A 17,091-nucleotide genomic window follows, 5' to 3' on the forward strand; every position below is an offset into this window, starting at 1 on the left:
GACGGCCGGGAACCGGTCGAGATCGACGTCATCCGGGATGGGGTAGACCTGGTCCCCCTGGTTGCCCTTGATCGGGCCGAGATCCACGCGCTCCGCTGATCCGGCCGTGTACCACCCGTCCAAACCCTCGACCACGTCGGCCGCGCTGAGCCAGACATGGACGTCGGGCCCGTTCGTGGTCTGGAGCCCTTCGATGGCCAGCAGCCGTGAGCCGTCGGGCTGAACGATGATGCTGGCGGTCCCGGACGTCGGATGCTCGTGGTCGATGAACGGTCCCCGGCTCAGCAGGGCCGGACCGGCCGCGCTGTCGGTGGGTTGGGGTGTCGACGGGCCGGTCGTGGGGGCTGGTCCGCCGTCGCCTCCCGTGTCCGCCAGGTCCGGGGCGGTGGTGTTCGTTCCGGTTGTCGGTGCTGCTGCGACGGCGGGGATGTCGTCGTTCACGCGGACGTCGACGAACAGCAGCCAGGGCTTGAAGACGATCGCGGCGACGACGAGCAGGAGCACGGCCAGCGCTGAGCCTCCGAGGATGAGTGCCGTACGGGCGGGCGTCATGCCACAGAGTAGACCTCTCAGCCTGTGATTTCCCCCAAAGTATCCGACGAAGCGGATGTCTGCGTCACCGGGCCTTATAGCCCGGCTGGTGTGCAATCCCCAGCCCACGTCTCACGCAGTCGCCTGCCACGGCCGACTCGCCGAGGACCTGCCCGATAACTACGTGCTGGTCAACGATCGGAACATGCGCAACTCGAACTTGGTTGCGGCGAACGCACCAAGTGGGCTACTTCGCCACGGTCCACATTTGCTCGAAGTTCTCGCGGTACTTCGAGTAGATTTTGCGATCGTCCGTTTCCACGATGGCTTCATCGTTACGGTACAGGGACGTCGAGTTGTAGTTGTGGCTTCCGGTCAGCACAATGTTGCGATCCGTTTTCTTCCCGCCAGCGTTTTCGACAATCAGGTATTTCGAGTGGATCCTGCCGGGTAAGGCACTTGAGTCCAATGCGCGGACCTCGATCCCGGGGTGACCCGAGAGTCGTTCCATGACGGCGTCATCCATCGGGCCGTGGACGATGCGGACCGTGCACCCGGCTTGCCCCATCTGGACGAGTCGATCGGCGATGCCGATCCTGGTTTCGTCCCATTCCGACATGCCAATCCGCACTTCGGTTCGTCCTTTCCTCTTACAGTCAAGGGCGGAAAGCCGGTCGACGATAGGGTCCACGGTGGCACTGGGAAAGAAGTGCGCCGTGATCTTGTCCCCGCGCGTTCCGGCGGTGACGGTTCTGTAGTAATCAGGGTGCTGTACCTCGTCTACGAGGTCGTCGAAGTAGGCGGCGTATCCTTCGTGGAGTTTGTGATCACCTACGACTGTCAGGGCGTTGTTCCAGTACGTCCGTGAATTCACGTCCGTGAAGTTCGCGGACGACTGGACGACGACGTCCCGCTTCTTCCCTGTGTGGGAGAAGAGGTAGAACTTGTTGTGCTGGCCCTTGGTGCCGATGCAGGAGGACGTATTGCCCTCGGGGGACTCGTGACTGCATACGTGGACCCAAGAGCGGGCGTTCTCGTCGACCCCGAGCTCGTGAAGAAGCTTCGCTGCGGCGGGCTTGTCGATCTGCCAACCATCGATGACCAACTGGACGTCGACGCCGCGCTGGTACGCGGCGAGGAGGGTGTCGGCGAAGTCCATGCCAGCTGTGCCCGAGATGACGAAGTTGGCAATCTGGATCGTGGAACCGGGTGTGGCCTGCTTGACGAGGCCGCAGATGTGCTTCACGACCTCTGTTGCTCTGCCCGCGCTGGGGTTGTTGAAGGTTGCTGTCGTGGTCACGGGGGTGACCGGCGCATCCATGCAGGGAGCGTCGTTAGTGGGGAGACTCGGCGCTTCGGCATGCGCCGCAGCACCAGTCGAGAGGGACATCAGCCCGGTCATTAAAGATGCAATCACTACGTTTCGTGTATTCAAGGCCATGATCTTCTTCCTGCTGGTCAGATGATCCCTGCCGCCGCGGTGGGAGGTACCGCAATCGAGGCTTTCCCTCTGAAATGCGAGGCGCGTCGTCAGGACCGGTCAAAAGTGGTTTACACCGGCAATCATCATGGTGCCGGGTGAACGGAGATGGTCCACGTCCCTGCTCCGGGTAGTACGACGGGGAAACAGCCGCGTCTTGCTTTCGATGAAGGCCTCACCCGACTTTTTGTGACCGATGGGCAACGGTGTCTGCCCACAGTGCCGCCGCAGGCGCAAACAATGCATAGGACGGGCCGACACCCATCGGGCCCGATTATTCGGGTCTGGGGTGTGCGTGGAGTAACGTCCTTCTTTGCCTTCGAGGCGGCTTGTGCTAAATCGCGGGGGCCACGTTCCCGTAGAGAAAGCCCTGGGTCCGGTCGCAGCCTAGTCCGTGCAGATAATCGGCCTGGACCTGCTTCTCGACCCCTTCGGCAGTGACCTCGAGACCCAGGGTGTGCGCGAGGGCGATCATCGACTCCACGATGGGCGACCGGTTCGTCGGTGTGAGGATCTTGTCGATGAAGGACCTGTCGAGCTTGACGGCATCGACGGGCAGCGCCTGGAGCTGACCGAAGGACGAGTACCCGGTGCCGAAGTCGTCAAGCGCTATGCGCACACCGGCGGAGCGCAGGGCGGAGAGTTCAGAGACGACGTGGACGTCAGGTTCCAGGAACAGATGCTCGGTGACCTCGAGGACCAGTTGGCAGGGGCTGACGTCCTGCTGTCGAAGCGTCGCAAGCGTGCTCGCCGCGAAGTCGGTCTGGGCGATCTGGAGTCCGGAGACGTTGACCGCGAGGCTGCGTCCGGCGTCCTCAGCGAGCCATGCTCCGGTGTCCCGGCACGCGCGGGTGAGGATCTGTCGACCCAGTTCGACGATCAGACCGCTGTTCTCCGCCTCGGGGATGAAGACGCTCGGGGGGCATGGGCGGCCCTCCCACGTCCATCGGGCGAGAGCTTCGTATTGGACAATGGTGCCCGCGCGGTCCTGGACGGACTGGTAGACGGGGTAGATGTCGTGGTGGTCGACGGCGCGGCGGAGGCTCTCCTGCAACTGTGATTTCTGGAGGAGAGCCTCCATCATCGGCGGCTGGAAGCGGACGAAGCGGTTCTTGCCGGTACGTTTGGCTTCGTACATGGCGATATCGGCGCGCCTGAAAAGGTCCGATGCGCCGCTGTCCGGGCAGCAGTCCGCGTACCGGCTGGCGATGCCGAGACTGATGCTGGGGCGCAGGGCGACGCCGTCGATCTCCACGGGTACTTTGAGGGCGTCCACGACTCGTTGCGCCACCTCGTCCGCGTCCTCGGTCGATCGAAGGATGACCACGAATTCGTCCCCGCCGATGCGGGCGATGATGTCGCTCTTGCGCACGCAGGCTCCCAGTCGTCGGGCGACCTCGACGAGCATCGTGTCACCGGCCTGGTGTCCGTGGATGTCGTTGACCTCTTTGAAGTCATCGAGATCCAGCAGGAGGACGGTCAGGTCCTTTCCGTCAGCGGCGGAGTGAGCGGCCTCCAGCGCATCATTGAACAGGGCCCTGTTGCCCAGGCCGGTCAACGGGTCCGTGTAAGCGAGCTTGCGCAGTTCCCTGGCCCGCTTGCGGAGTTTCCGCAACGCCCGCTCGGCTTCGAGTTCAGCCTGGCGCCTCGTGGTGATATCCCGAAAACTCCACACCCGGCCCACCACGGTGTCGGCCAGAAGTTGAGGGCGGGAGAATCGTTCGAAGACCCGCCCATCCAGGAAGTGCAGGACGTCCAGGCTCTCCGCCCATGGCTCCGCATACAACTCCTGGACCTTCGCGAAAAAGGCATCGGGGTCGCTGAGCTGCTGCAGGACCAGACCCATGACAGCTGCATCGTCATGGGTCGCCAGAACGCTGCTCGGTATCCGCCACAGCTCCGCGAAGCGCGAATTGATCCCGGTGATCCGCCCATCCGCGCCGACCACCAGAAGGCCATCGGCCGTCGATTCGAGCGTCGCATTGAGCAGGGACACGAGCTCCTGGAGTTGAGACGGAGGTTCCGACGTGTCGTCATTGACCGTCCGCACCGAGACAACCCAGAACTCGCTCCGCGGAGGAGATGCGACGTGCACCTCCACCACGAAGCTGCGGCCACCGAAGCGTTGCGCACGGGTCGTGAAGACCTGCCGCTGCAGGCCGTCGGCGGTAGGAGGTGTGGCCGGTGGAACGCTGAGGTCCTCGTTCCAGGACGGAAGACATGTACCCAACGGAACGTCCGCCAAGGCGCCTTCCCCGTACCCGAACAGCTGCTCCGCCGCCGCGTTCGACGCCGTGATGCGCTGCCGTCCCGGGTCGACGAGCAGAACAGCGAACGCCATCCCGTCAAGCATCAGCCGCTGGTACTCCACCGGGTCCTGCCGTACCCCGAGACCGGGCATGATCACACTGGACATCTGTGCGGCGTCCCTCCTACGAGATTGTTCTGAGATGTCAATCTATGCGAACAATCACAACAACCATGGACGACGTCAGATGAACCGAGAAAGAAGCCGCATAAATTGATGATCCGCTGCGCCTGGCCGGACGACGAGACTCCACTCCCCCGGCAACCAGCCAGCTCAATAAGGTGCCGCCGGCGCGACTGCTGCGTGACGAAAAGCTCCAGGACGCCGGACCAGCAGTATTAGCCGCTGCCCGCGACTTCGCAGCCGCCGGCTAACTGTGCGGGTGGAAAGCAGCCCAGTTAGCGGCGGTTTGCTGTCGTCGATGCTCTACGCATCGGTTTCAGGGAGGTCTTCGGCGACGTTCAGCTCGAGTGCTCATGCGAGTGTGGCGGCGGAGGGAACCTCGTGCTGCAGAGATGGTGGGAGGGCGTCGAAGGTGTAGGTCGCAACTGCCATGGGAGATGTGGCGCGAGCGAGGCTGTATCGGACGGTGTGGTCGTTCCGGTCGCCGCAGATGAGGATGCCGACCGTGTCGGCGTGGGCGTCCCGTCTCAAGCGGTCGTCCACGAGGGCGATGTAGAAGTTTAGCTTGCAGGCGTACTCGGGCTGGAACTTCCCGGTCTTCAGCTCGATCACGTAGTAAAGCAGCTGCTCGACGTGGAAGAAGAGCAGGTCGATGTAGAAGTCGTCACCACCGACGTCGAAGTGCACCTGCCGGCCAACGAACGCGAATCCTGGGCCGAGTTCGCGGAGTGTCTCGGTGATGCGATCCATGAGCGCCTGCTCGAGATCACGCTCGGCGACGTCCCCACTAAGGCCTAGGAACTCAAAGGAGTAGGGATCCTTCGCGACCTGCTGGGCCAGCTCACTGTCGGGCACAACAAGCTGTTGCGCGAAATTTGACGGGGCCGCCCCCGTCCGGACGAAGCTCCGGTTCAGGATCATGTTCAGCAGGACGTTCCGTGACCACCCGTGCTCCACAGCTGAGTTCGCATACCAGTCACGTTCTGCCGTGTCGGTGACCTTGTCGAGCAGGACTGCTATGTGCCCTTACGGCAATTGCGCAACAGCCTGTTGCGCAATCGGCTCAGCAGGCCACTGCCTGGCAAACGCCGTTATGTACTGCAGATTCTGCGGTGAAAAGTCCTTCATGTCCGGAAACTCCGCCCGCAGGTCCTCGGCAAGCCGACGAACGACCCCGCTCCCCCACCCCTGCTTGCTCTGCTGCTTTAACACCTCACGGCCCATTGACCAGTACAGCTCGATCAGTTGCGTGTTCACCGTCCGCAGGACTCTCGAACGCGGGTCCTTGACCCGATCTTTCAATCCGGCCAGCAGTGCGTCATAACCACTCGGTTGTACTGAACTTATAGGAGTGGCCATGCCTTGATCGCAGTCAGTTCCTTCCCAAGGGTTTGGTCACTGGCCATGGCGCCTGCGAGCTCGTTCTGCCGTTCTCCGGTCATGACAGCTTAGGGCGGCTGAAATCGACGGGCACGGGTCATTCCCGAGCGCAGGCGAGACAAGACGAATTTCATCTAGTAGTCACGAACTGCGGAAGTCTGTGACTACGTCATTGCCGGACTACGGAGTACTGCTGCCACACTCGACGAGCTTGGGCTTCGAGATTCCTTGGTGCAGTGACTACCCGGGCGTGAATGTCGGTGAGGACTTGGTATTCGAGGACGGCCACCGACCACCAGTGGTGGGCGGCCTGCACTGCGGACAAGGTTCGCACTTCCTGGTCGTCGGCTTTGTTCAGGAGGGTGACGCTACGGCCCCAACTCAATTGTCCAGACGGTGTCTGGATAATCGGCTCCGCGCCGTTCCATGCAGCGGCGAAGGCATGCATGCTCTACAGGTTCGTCCGCTCGCGCAGGGAAGCTTAGACTTCAGGTCCTCGCGAGTAGGACTCGTCGGCTGGGTCGGGAGCGCTCCATCAACCGGCATCCTCGCGCGGGAGCCATCTCAATTGATCTTGCTTAACCGCTTGACCAACTCGGCCGAGCGCCCTAAGTTACTGCGTAACCGCTTAACCAGTTTACGAAGAGGGCGCAATGAACCAACGAGGGTTCCACCAACCAAATGGCGCGTGGGTCGGAGATGTCATTCCGTGGCAGGAAAACGGCACCTTTCACCTGCTGTACCTGCATGAGTCGCGCCAGGTGCCGAAAGTCGGTATGCCGTGGCACCGGGTTACGAGCGACAATCTCGTCGACTTCCATGACGCTGGCGAATCGCTCGCCTCGGGCGGCCCGACGGCCGCGGACTTCAACGTGTATACCGGCAGTGTCGTACTGGACGCCGACGGCACGCACCATGTCTTCTATACCGGGCAGAATCCGGGTCGACGCGGCGCAGACGGGCAGCCACTGCAGGTCGTCATGCACGCGACCAGCAGTGATGGAATGCAGACCTGGGACCGGCACGAAGCCGATACCTTCGGTGCTACTTCTGGCTACGAAACTGCTGACTGGCGAGACCCTTTTGTCTTCTGGGACGAGAAAGCCACTGTCTGGCGGATGCTTATAACTGCCCGGCACGCCAATGGTCCTGAGCGGCGCCGTGGTGTCATTGCCCAATGCGTGTCGACCGATCTCACGAGCTGGGAGCCGGTCGAACCCTTCTGGGACCCCCGGCGCTATGTCGCACATGAATGCCCCGAAGTGTTCCAGTGGGGCGAGTGGTGGTACCTCGTGTACTCCGAGTTCAGCGAGTCCTTCACGACCCGCTACCGGATGTCCCGCAGCCTGCACGGCCCCTGGATTGCCCCGGAGCACGACAGCCTCGATGGACGCGCCTACTACGCTGCGAAGTCGGCTGCCCGCGATGCTCGTCGATTCTTCTTCGGCTGGATTGCTTCTCGCGAGGGCGCCCACGACGCCGGTGCGTGGCAGTGGGCCGGAACGATGTCGGTGCTCGAGGCTGAGCAACGCAATGATGGAACATTGGTCTTCCACCCGACAGCAGAACTGCGCAGAACCTTCGAGGGCCCGACAGATGCCATCCCGTTCGGCACGATTCTTGATGCTCCCGACGGATACGCACACGCACTGAGCTCCTCGGACGCCCCATCGTCGTTCCGATTGGTCGTTCGATTCGATATTGCCCCCGGCACGACCGAATGCGGCGTCCTCCTCCGGGCGACAGCTGATGGCGACGAGAGCTACGTCCTGCGCTTGGAGCCGAAGCGCAACCGGCTGGTCTTCGACCGGTGGCCGCGCAGCCTCACGGGGACGGAGCAGTGGCAGATCTCCGGTGACGTGCCGTTCGCGATCGAGCTCGAACGCCCCTGTCGTCTTGCACCTGGACCCCACGAGCTTGAGGTGATCGTCGACGGTGACCTTTGTATCGCGACGGTTGATGACGCTGTCGTGCTGAGCACTCGTCTCTACGACCGACCGAGCGGTCGCGTCGGGGTATTCGTCGGCGAAGGCTCCATCGCTGTTGAAAAGCTCTCCCTCTTCTCGAGGAGCGCAGAGCACACCAGTACCGAGTCCCCATCCCTCGACTTGCTTGCCGCGTCAAGCACGACCTGATTTCGCTCCACCCCGTCCCATCCCGCCTGACCAATGATCGATCAACGGAGATTCTGACCATGTCTACAATCAAACGAACCACCGCCTTCATGGCCTTCGTAGCCGCGTCCGCACTCACACTCTCGGGTTGCGGTGGCGGAGCCAGCAGTGCCGATCCGGCAGACGTCAATCCGGAGGGAGAGGTTGTTGCCCGCGAAATCTCGTGGTTGCTCTCCCGCCCCGCCGACGGCGGCGTCATCACGGCGATGGAGCAGATTGCCGAGGACTACGCGAAGGACCACCCGGGTTTCGCGCTCAATCTCATCACAACGCCTGATCGTCCCTCGTACATTCAGAAGTACGAGACCTTGGCTGCTGCGAACAAACTGCCGGAACTCTTCGATACGGATGCGACGCCCTTCGCACAGAAGCTCGCGGACCAAGGCCGCATGATGGACGTCGACGTCCTTCTGGAGGACCTCGGGCTGGCAGACTCGTATCGCGAGGCAGCTCTGAACTACCAGCGTTTCGATGACGGGTCGCTATACATGGTGCCCTTCGAATTCCAGCTCGAGTTCTTCTGGTACAACACGGCGCTGCTCCAGAGCGCAGGGGTCGAAGTTCCCAAGACGTTGGATGACTTCCCGGCGATGTGTACGGCGCTTCGCGAACAGGGCGTGACACCGATCGCACTGGACGGCCAGGACCAGTGGCCGCTCGAACGCTACATGGCGTACTACCCGTTCCGCATGGCAGGTCCGGAGTACATCCAGGATCTGAAGAACGGCGACGCGTCCTTCTCGGATCCGGCAGGCAAGGCCGCGGCCGAGTGGCTGTACGAGCTCGGCCAGGCCGGCTGCTTCCAGGAGGGCTTCTCCTCGACCGGCTACGCGGATGCGCAGGCACTGTTTACCTCCGGCAAGGCCGCCGTCTACAACATCGGCACGTGGGAGCTCAGCAATCTTGCCACTGAAGCGCTCGACCCAGCTGTTCGTGATTCTGTCTCCACTTTCACGCTACCGACCATTGAGGGCGCCGTGACAGCAGACAACGAGTACGTCACCCCGTCCGGTATCGGCATGGCCGTCAACGCACAAACCTACGACCCACTGGTCCGGGACTTCCTCGCGTTCGCGCTCGAGGAATACCCCGAAATCTATGCTGCGACGGGCGCGCTCTCTCCAACCACGACGGCCCAGACCACGATCCCGGCTGATGCCACCGACCTGTACGCGACCTCTGTGGACCAGGCCGACGAGGCGGGCGAGGCAATCGCCATGCCGTGGGATACGCAGCTCGATCCGGCAACGAATACCCGTCTGCAGCAGGAGCTGACACTGCTGGTTCAAGGAAACATCACGCCGGACGAGTTCGTCGCGACGATGGACGCGACCCTGCAGGAAAATACCGATGACTGAGACTGGCCGAGCCGGGGCGGGCGCGACGCGCGTCCGCCCGCCCCGCCGGCGGAAACCGATGTCAACGTCGATGCTCCCCCGCAGGTCGACGCTGTCCGTGGTGGTGTTCCTCGTTCCGCCACTGCTGCTCTACGGCGTTGCCGTCCTGCTGCCGATCCTCCAGTCGCTGTTCCTGAGCCTGTTTTCCTGGGACGGCATCACGGACATGGCATTCGTCGGCCTCGACAACTACACGAAGATGCTGACCCGGGACGATGTCTTCTGGACGGCTTTCGGTAACGCTCTCGGTTACCTCGTGATCTGCCTAGTCCTGCAACTTGGCGGCGCGCTGATCGTCGCTGGTCTGCTCACGGCGCTTCCTCGCGCACGCGAACTCGTCAAAACCCTGTATCTTCTGCCCGCGGTCATCTCCACGGTCGCGATCGCGCTCCTGTTTCAGCGACTGTACGCGCTCGAGCCTGTCGGACTGATCAATCAACTCCTTGAGTGGGTCGGTCTCGGTCACCTGCAAACGGCGTGGCTTTCGAATGTGCAGACGGTCCTCGTCGCGGTCTCGATTCCTGAAGGCTGGCGGTTCACCGGCCTCTACATGCTCATCATCTACGCCGCTCTCATGGCCGTGCCCGGTGACCTCGAGGAAGCAGCCCGGCTGGACGGCGCCTCCTGGTGGCAGATCTTCTGGCGCATCCGTTTCCCCTACATCCGGCCGGTCTGGATCACGACAACGATCATGGCAACGACCTTCGCCCTGCGCGGGTTCGACATTCCCTACCTGCTCACCAACGGCGGGCCTGGACAATCGTCCGAGTTGCTCACTACGTACATGTACAAGACAGCGTTTGTGCACACCGACTACGGGTACGCCAGCGCGATCTCCATGTTCATCGTCATCGAGTGCCTGGTCGCCGTCGGCCTCATCTTTTTGCTGCTTCGTCCGAAGGACAAGTCATGACCGCATCACTGCTCACGCCCTCTCAAGAGCAATCCGCGCCACCGCCACCTCCACAGAAGCGCAAGCCGCGTCATTCCCCGCGAGTGCGGGCGCAGCGCACCGCCCTGACCCTGACGATCATCGCCATTGTGCTCGTGCAGGTGTACCCACTCGTATGGTTGCTGCTGACCAGTTTCCGCACCGCAGCAGACTTCGCCGGTGGCAACCCCTTCGCCCTGCCGTCGGAATGGACACTCGAGAACTACACCAGAGCGTTCTCAACAGGCAACCTCGGCCTGAACATCGTCAACAGCCTGATCGTTACCCTCGGAGCGAGCGTGCTGATCGTCGTCGCGGGCATGATGGCGGCCTTTGCACTGCAAGTTCTCGGTTTCCGCTTCAGCGGGGTCGTCCGGGCACTTTTCCTCCTCGGCATCATCGTGCCGGTGCAGATCGCGCTCGTCCCGCTGTTCATCGACTATTCGAAGGTCGGGCTGCTGGACACGCATCTTTCGATGATCATCCCGCTGGCGGCCTTCGCGCTGCCGATGGCGGTGTACCTGTTTTCGTCGTTCTACGAATACATCCCGCGGGAAATGTATGAGGCCGCGTCGCTCGATGGCGCCGGACCGTACCGAATCTTCACTCAGATCACGTTTCCGCTCTCCCTGAACACCATCATCACGGTCGTGCTCGTCAACAGCATTTTCATCTGGAACGACTTCATCTTCGCGAACACCTTCGTGCTCTCGGACGGATTGAAGACCATCCCACTTGGGCTGCAGAACTACATCGGCGCTATGGGTAACACCGATTGGACGGCGACGTTCGCCGCCGTATGCGTCACGGTCACACCATTGCTGCTCGTGTTCCTCGTATTGAACAAGGCAATGATCAGCGGCCTCGAGAGCGGAGCGACCAAAGGATGAGCAGCACAGGGCACGGGCGGGGTACCTCCGGTATCACCATGCGGGACGTCGCCAAGGCTGCCGGCGTCTCCGTGGCGACAGTGTCCCACGTCGTCAACGACAAGCCGGGAGCCCGGATCGGTGACGATGCCAGGCGTCGAGTGCATGAAGCAGTCGCCGAACTCGGTTACCGTCCCAACGCCCTCGCGAAGACCCTCTCGCAGGGCACCTCCCGTTTCATCGGGCTGGTCGCCGACGCAATCGCGACCACCCCTTTCGCCGGACAGATCATTCACGGCGCGCAGGATGAGGCCTGGAAGCACGGCTACGTGCTGCTTGTGGCCAACACCGACGGCAACACCGCCGCCGAGGAGGAGGCCATCATGATGATGCTGGAGCACCAGGTACGCGGAATCCTGTACTCAACCTGGTATCACCACGAGATCACCGTCCCCGAGGCGTTGCACCAGACCGACACCGTGCTCGTGGACTGCTTTGCGCCCGGCAGCGGACTTCCCGCAGTGGTGCCCGATGAGAAACAGGGCGGGCGTACCGCAACAGAAGCATTGCTCGCAGCGGGTCATCGCCGTATCGCATTCATCAACACCACAACGACATCCCCGGCGCAAAGCGGACGCCTCGCCGGATACCGGTTGGCACTCGAATCCGCCGGTCTGGACTTCGACGAGTCCCTGGTGTTCCCGGCATCACCCGAGCAGGAGGGCGGATACGCTGCAACCACAGCTGTCATCGATTCGCAGGCGACCGCCGTCTTCTGCCACAACGACCGAGTCGCCATGGGACTCTACGATGGGCTCCGCGAGCGAGGGCTCCGCATCCCAGAGGATATGGCTGTCATGGGATTCGACAACCAGGACGTCATCGCCGCCCATCTTCGACCGCCGCTATCGACCGTCGCCCTCCCCCACTATGAGCTCGGCGCGGCGGGTGTCCGTCGACTTCTCGGACTGGAAACGACCCCCTCGCCCCGTCCCCAGCTGATCGCCTGCCCACCGATTCAGCGGCACTCGATCTAAGGGGACAGACATGCAGGACGCAAACAGCTCTATGCCCCGACCACTCTTTCACCTGACCCCACAACGCAACTGGATGAACGATCCCAACGGCCTCGTCTTCCATCGCGGCCGATGGCATGCGTTCTTCCAATACAACCCTGAGGGAGCTGACTGGGGGAACATGAGCTGGGGCCACGCGAGCAGCGCCGACCTGCAGCACTGGGAAGAGCTTCCCGTGGCGCTGCGCTACCAACCTGACGAACAGGTGTACTCGGGGTCCGTCGTCGCCTCCTCGCCCGAGGAGAACGGCCAGCTGACCGCCTACTACACGAGTGCTTTCGCCGACGGTCGGCAGGCGCAGTCACGAGCAACCAGCGACGACGGCGGGCTCACCTGGCAGCGCGACGCCGCCAATCCGGTACTTGATCGCGGGACTACCGCGTTCCGCGATCCGAAGATCATCCGTTTCCAGAACCGTGACGGCGGTTTTCGCTGGATCATGCTCGCGGTGGAGGCCGACGACCGGCAAGTGCTGTTCTTCTCCTCCACCGATCTCCGCTCGTGGGAGCATCTGAGCACGTTCGGACCGATCGGGGCCGCAGGGGTGGTCTGGGAATGCCCGGACCTGATCCCCCTGACCGTCGGCGGCCGCCCGGATGACGTCCGCTGGGTGCTGCTCCTCAGCACAAACCCGATCGGTGAGGACGCCGACCCCCAGGGGTCCTCAATGAGCTTCCTCATCGGAGAGTTCGACGGGACTGCGTTCACTACGGAGAGCCCCGAACTGCAGCGCCTGGACCACGGACGCGATTTCTACGCCGGAGTCAGCTTCGACAGCGCGCCAGATGGTGCAGCCACCATTCTCGCCTGGATGAGTAACTGGCGGTACGCCGGCGACGTCCCCTCATCACCATGGCGGGGCGCGATGTCCCTACCACGCCGCTTGTCACTGCTCGAAGTCGACGGCGAAGCACGACTCATCCAGGAGCCACCAACATTCGTGACCGAGCACCTGGCATCCCTGACACCGGCAACCCTGCCCACTGCCCCTCACCCGTCCGTGTTTACACTCAGCGGCCATTCACTCGTCGATCTGCACTGGGACCCAGCTGCCACAGGCCCCTTGCGGATCCGGTTGCAGGGCGACGCCGACGCAATCGTCGAACTCGTCCATGACACCGAGTCGCAGATACTCCGCCTCACCAGATCCGGCACCGCGGCAGATGCCATCCACCCGGATTTTTCCTCAACGAGCGCAGTCCCGCTCGCTGCCAACCGAAAGGCTCAGCTTCTGCTGAGCCTCGACGGACCACTCCTTGAGGTGTTCATCGACGGCGGTCAGGCCACCACCTCGAACCTGGTCGTGCTCGGTTCGGGAACCGTGTCGTTGACGGTCGAGACCGAGCGGCACAGCTCGATCACGATGGCGACCGTCGATCTCAGATCACCCGCAGAAACCGGGACCACCGTAACCGAAGACCTTCACCCTGCGCTCGTCTGACCAACGCTCCCGACCACCACTGCAGCATCGCTGCTACGGCTGCTTCGCCGCCCCGCAGCACTCTCGAAAGGAAAACAGCAATGACGCCTGATTTCTCCCGCCGCAGCGCGCTCCAAGGCGCCGGGCTCGGCTCGCTCGCTCTCTTCATGACTAGTTTCGCTCCCGTCGCCGCCAACGCCCAGACTTCGCTCAGGTCCGTGTTCCACATGACCCCGCCGACCGGGTGGCTTTGCGATCCTCAACGGCCGGTGTTCACGAACGGGGCCTACCAGCTGTACTACCTGCAATCCGGTCAGAACAACGGCCCCGGTGGCTGGGATCACGCCTCAACCCGAGACGGGGTCGCCTTCACACACCACGGCACCGTCATGCCGCTGCAGCCCGACTTTCCCGTCTGGTCCGGTTCCGCCGTCGTCGACACCGCGAACACCGCGGGATTCGGTGCAGGAGCGGTCATCGCTCTAGCGACTCAACCGACAGACGGTGTCCGGAAGTTCCAGGAGCAGTACCTCTACTGGTCGACCGATGGCGGCTTCACGTTCTCGATGCTCCCCGACCCGGTCATCGTCAACACCGACGGCCGAACAGCCGTGACCGCCGCCGAGATCGAAAACGCGGAATGGTTCCGCGACCCGAAAATTCACTGGGACCGCGCACGGAATGAATGGGTTTGCGTCATCGGTCGAGCCCGCTACGCCGCCTTCTACACTTCGCCGAACCTCAGGGACTGGCACCTGAAACTCAACTTCGATTACCCGAACCCCGCTCTCGGGGGCATCGAATGCCCGGATCTTTTCGAAATGAGAGCCAACGACGGCACGTGGCACTGGGTGCTAGGCGCGAGCATGGACGCCTACAGCATCGGACTACCGATGACCTACGCCTACTGGATGGGAACATGGGACGGAACACGATTCACCGCCGACGACCTCACCCCGCGATGGCTGGATTGGGGCTGGGACTGGTACGCGGCGGTCACCTGGCCAAAAGCCGACTCGCCAGATGACCGGCGACTGGCCATCGCCTGGATGAACAACTGGAAGTACGCCGCGCGAGACGTCCCGACCGACGCCACCGACGGGTACAACGGACAAAATTCCATCGTCCGAGAGTTGCGGCTCGAAGCGCAACCCGGTGGCCGCTACAGCCTACTCAGCTCACCCGTCGACGCACTGGCAAGCTACGCAACCGCGACCACCTCATTGCCTGACCAATATGTCACCGGAAGCTCCGTGCTGCCTTGGAGCGGCCGTGCGTATGAAATCGAACTCGACATTTCCTGGGACACTGCAACCAACGTCGGTCTCTCCGTCGGACGATCCCCAGACGGTTCCAGGCATACCAACATCGGCAAGTACGGAGCCGATCTCTACGTCGACCGCTCGCCATCCAACCTCACCGGCTTCTCGCTGCCACCGTTCACGCGTGCAGCAGCACCAATCGACGCAAACGCACGCTCGGTTCATCTACGCATCTTCGTCGACACCCAAAGTGTCGAGGTGTTCGTCAACGCAGGGCACACCGTCATCTCACAACAGGTTCACTTCGCAGACACCGACAGAGGTATCTCGTTCTACTCAGATGGCGGTGCGGCAAGATTCACGGGCATCACCATTCGCGAATTCGGTACACCGATCTGACCGAAGGTGCTCTACATGCCCAAGGCCGTGTTCGCCCGGATCGATTCTGATACAGCAGGTGAAAGAGCCCCAAGGCCCGAATGCCGCACCTTGGGGCTGTGCCGGCTCTTCACGAACGACGGTGTAGTGCCCTGTTGCATGGTTGGAGCAGTTAGGACAAAGGCCTGCGCAGTACAGCCACATCGCGCGGGCCGAGCTTGAGAGAGCCAAATTCACCGCTTCCCACCAGTGGGGCACCCGGTATCGCTGAGACGTCGACGACGGCGTCACTGCGGTTGATGAGGAAGGCAAACTCTTCAGTGCCTTTGGCGCGCAGTACCAGTTCGACGGCGCCGGCCAGTTCGGCTGGTAGCTCCGCTTCGACGCCTGCCGCCTCCGCGAAGGTGCGAAGGAGCGGTTGCAGGGCGTCCGGGCTCAGCCGAGTTCCGACGTATGCTGCCGATCCGCGGCCCACCGGCCGTTGTGTGACGGCCGCAGCGCTGTCGTAGTCCTCTCCCGTGAAGCGGGCGAGGACGTCGACGTTGTCAGCGGCGAGGTCAATTCGGTCGGCCCAGAGCTTCCCTGTGGTTCCGTTGTCCAAGTCGACGCCGGTGCCGTCGGCGAGGGGGCCGAACTCTTCGATACGGATGCCCAGCAGCTCTCTGAACGCGCCTGGGTAGCCTCCAAGCCAGACGTGGTCATTGCTGTCGACAACGCCGGAGAAATAGGTGGTGACGAAGTGCCCGCCGCCCTGCGCATATTGCGAGATGCGGTTGGCCAGCTCCTGAGGAACTACGTGCAGGACCGGTGCAATTACCAGGGCGTAGTCCTCGAATCGACTGGTGACTGGGATGACGTCGGCTCTGATACCCAGGGCGAGGAAGGCTGAGTACCAGTTGAGCGCTTCTTGCCGGTAGCGCAGCTGGTCGGTGGGGTGCGAGTCCAGCTCGCTTGCCCACCATGATTCCCAATCGAAGAGTATTGCTGCGTTGGCGGGCTTACGGTTGCTGCCTGTGATGGGGGCGAGATCCGCCAGGGTTCCGCCCAGCCGCTGCACGGCGTCGAACAGTCGGCTGTTCTCGCCGGTGTGCGGCACCATGCCCGAGTGATATTTTTCGGCTCCGGCCTTGGATTGACGCCATTGGAAGAAGCAGACGGCGTCGGCGCCGTGGGCGACGTGGGTCAGGGAGTCCCTGACCATGGCGCACGGCTTCTTTGGTGTATTGATCGGCTGCCAGTTCACGGCGGAGGTGGAATGCTCCATCAGGAACCACGGCTTCCCACCGGCGATGTTGCTCGTGAGGTTCGCGGAGAAGGAGAGCTCATCGAGGTCCTGGGGACCGGGGATCACGTAGTGGTCGTTGGAGACGAAATCCACTTTGGAGGCCCAATCGGCGTAGTTCATTCCCTTCGTCTCTCCCATCACCATGAAGTTAGTGGTGACCGGGACGTCCGGGGTGAGCTCGTTCAGGAGAGTGCGCTCAGCTACGAGGTAGTCCTTCAGGACATCGGAGGAGAAGCGCTTGAAGTCGAGTTGCTGTAGGTCTCACACCGCGGCAGGCCGGCCCTGATCTTCTCAAGCAGGCGGGTGCTGCCTTCACCAGCCCGGCGGTCAGGCATTCTCATGGGGCTGCGGAAGACCGGTTGGGCCCGACCTACCCTTTGTCAGGCCCAGCGGCCTGGTCTATGCGCTGCGCCGTGTATCCAGCGCGGGACTCAACGCCTACCGGTGCCTGCCACGCCTGACCCGCCACATCGATGA

Annotated in this window: 14 protein-coding genes and 1 pseudogene; 7 read left to right on the forward strand and 8 right to left on the reverse strand. The window is 62.6% G+C overall.

Annotated features, from left to right (window positions below; genetic code table 11):
• The 6 genes from ACSGDB_RS09155 to ACSGDB_RS09180 all read right to left on the reverse strand — a co-directional run.
• Nucleotides 1–552, reverse strand: a 552-nt coding sequence (locus ACSGDB_RS09155) for a DM13 domain-containing protein (protein WP_434994295.1), incomplete at its 3' end; no start/stop codon positions are given.
• Nucleotides 553–778: 226 nt separating this feature from the next.
• The gene (locus tag ACSGDB_RS09160) at nt 779–1,972 is read right to left on the reverse strand and encodes a phospholipase D-like domain-containing protein (RefSeq protein ID WP_434994296.1); all 1,194 of its coding nucleotides are present in this window, start codon (nt 1,970–1,972) and stop codon (nt 779–781) included.
• 373 nt (nt 1,973–2,345) lie between these two features.
• Complete coding sequence (locus tag ACSGDB_RS09165; protein WP_434994297.1) at nt 2,346–4,427, reverse strand: putative bifunctional diguanylate cyclase/phosphodiesterase; 2,082 nt, start codon at nt 4,425–4,427, stop codon at nt 2,346–2,348.
• A gap of 366 nt (nt 4,428–4,793) precedes the next feature.
• Nucleotides 4,794–5,363: a PDDEXK nuclease domain-containing protein gene (locus ACSGDB_RS09170; RefSeq protein WP_434994298.1), complete on the reverse strand. Its 570-nt coding sequence runs from the start codon at nt 5,361–5,363 to the stop codon at nt 4,794–4,796.
• A 105-nt stretch (nt 5,364–5,468) separates the two neighbouring features.
• The gene (locus ACSGDB_RS09175; protein WP_434994299.1) at nt 5,469–5,801 is read right to left on the reverse strand and encodes a DUF1016 N-terminal domain-containing protein; all 333 of its coding nucleotides are present in this window, start codon (nt 5,799–5,801) and stop codon (nt 5,469–5,471) included.
• 190 nt (nt 5,802–5,991) lie between these two features.
• A complete protein-coding gene (locus ACSGDB_RS09180; protein WP_434994300.1) occupies nt 5,992–6,270 on the reverse strand; it encodes a DUF1016 N-terminal domain-containing protein in 279 nt (92 codons plus the stop codon).
• A gap of 205 nt (nt 6,271–6,475) precedes the next feature.
• Between ACSGDB_RS09180 and ACSGDB_RS09185 the strand changes: the two genes are divergently transcribed.
• The 7 genes from ACSGDB_RS09185 (at nt 6,476) to ACSGDB_RS09215 (ending at nt 15,350) form a co-directional block, all read left to right on the forward strand.
• On the forward strand, nt 6,476–7,957 hold the full coding sequence (locus ACSGDB_RS09185; protein ID WP_434994301.1) for a GH32 C-terminal domain-containing protein: 1,482 nt from the start codon (nt 6,476–6,478) through the stop codon (nt 7,955–7,957).
• A 59-nt stretch (nt 7,958–8,016) separates the two neighbouring features.
• Nucleotides 8,017–9,354, forward strand: a complete 1,338-nt coding sequence (locus tag ACSGDB_RS09190; protein WP_434994302.1) for an ABC transporter substrate-binding protein — start codon at nt 8,017–8,019, stop codon at nt 9,352–9,354.
• Between the two features lie 70 nt (nt 9,355–9,424).
• Nucleotides 9,425–10,306, forward strand: coding sequence for a carbohydrate ABC transporter permease (locus tag ACSGDB_RS09195; protein WP_434994481.1), 882 nt, complete (start codon nt 9,425–9,427; stop codon nt 10,304–10,306).
• Entirely contained in the window at nt 10,303–11,214 is a 912-nt protein-coding gene (locus tag ACSGDB_RS09200) for a carbohydrate ABC transporter permease (protein ID WP_434994303.1), read from the forward strand. Before ACSGDB_RS09195 ends, ACSGDB_RS09200 begins: the two co-directional genes overlap by 4 nt.
• Nucleotides 11,211–12,230 carry a LacI family DNA-binding transcriptional regulator gene (locus ACSGDB_RS09205; protein ID WP_434994304.1) on the forward strand — a complete coding sequence of 340 codons (1,020 nt, stop codon included), beginning with the start codon at nt 11,211–11,213 and terminating at the stop codon, nt 12,228–12,230. Before ACSGDB_RS09200 ends, ACSGDB_RS09205 begins: the two co-directional genes overlap by 4 nt.
• Before the next feature lie 10 nt (nt 12,231–12,240).
• Nucleotides 12,241–13,710, forward strand: a complete 1,470-nt coding sequence (locus ACSGDB_RS09210; protein WP_434994305.1) for a glycoside hydrolase family 32 protein — start codon at nt 12,241–12,243, stop codon at nt 13,708–13,710.
• An 80-nt stretch (nt 13,711–13,790) separates the two neighbouring features.
• On the forward strand, nt 13,791–15,350 hold the full coding sequence (locus tag ACSGDB_RS09215) for a glycoside hydrolase family 32 protein (protein ID WP_434994306.1): 1,560 nt from the start codon (nt 13,791–13,793) through the stop codon (nt 15,348–15,350).
• 151 nt (nt 15,351–15,501) lie between these two features.
• Here the strand turns inward: ACSGDB_RS09215 and ACSGDB_RS09220 are convergent, their stop codons facing one another.
• Complete coding sequence (locus ACSGDB_RS09220; protein ID WP_434994482.1) at nt 15,502–16,386, reverse strand: beta-galactosidase; 885 nt, start codon at nt 16,384–16,386, stop codon at nt 15,502–15,504.
• Nucleotides 16,369–16,857 (reverse strand): annotated as a pseudogene (locus tag ACSGDB_RS09225) (beta-galactosidase); the annotation flags it as partial. The pseudogene ACSGDB_RS09225 and the gene ACSGDB_RS09220, both read right to left, overlap by 18 nt.
• Nucleotides 16,858–17,091: the final 234 nt, after the last annotated feature.

Source organism: Arthrobacter sp. Ld5, from assembly GCF_051172775.1.
Taxonomy (GTDB): domain Bacteria; phylum Actinomycetota; class Actinomycetes; order Actinomycetales; family Micrococcaceae; genus Arthrobacter_D.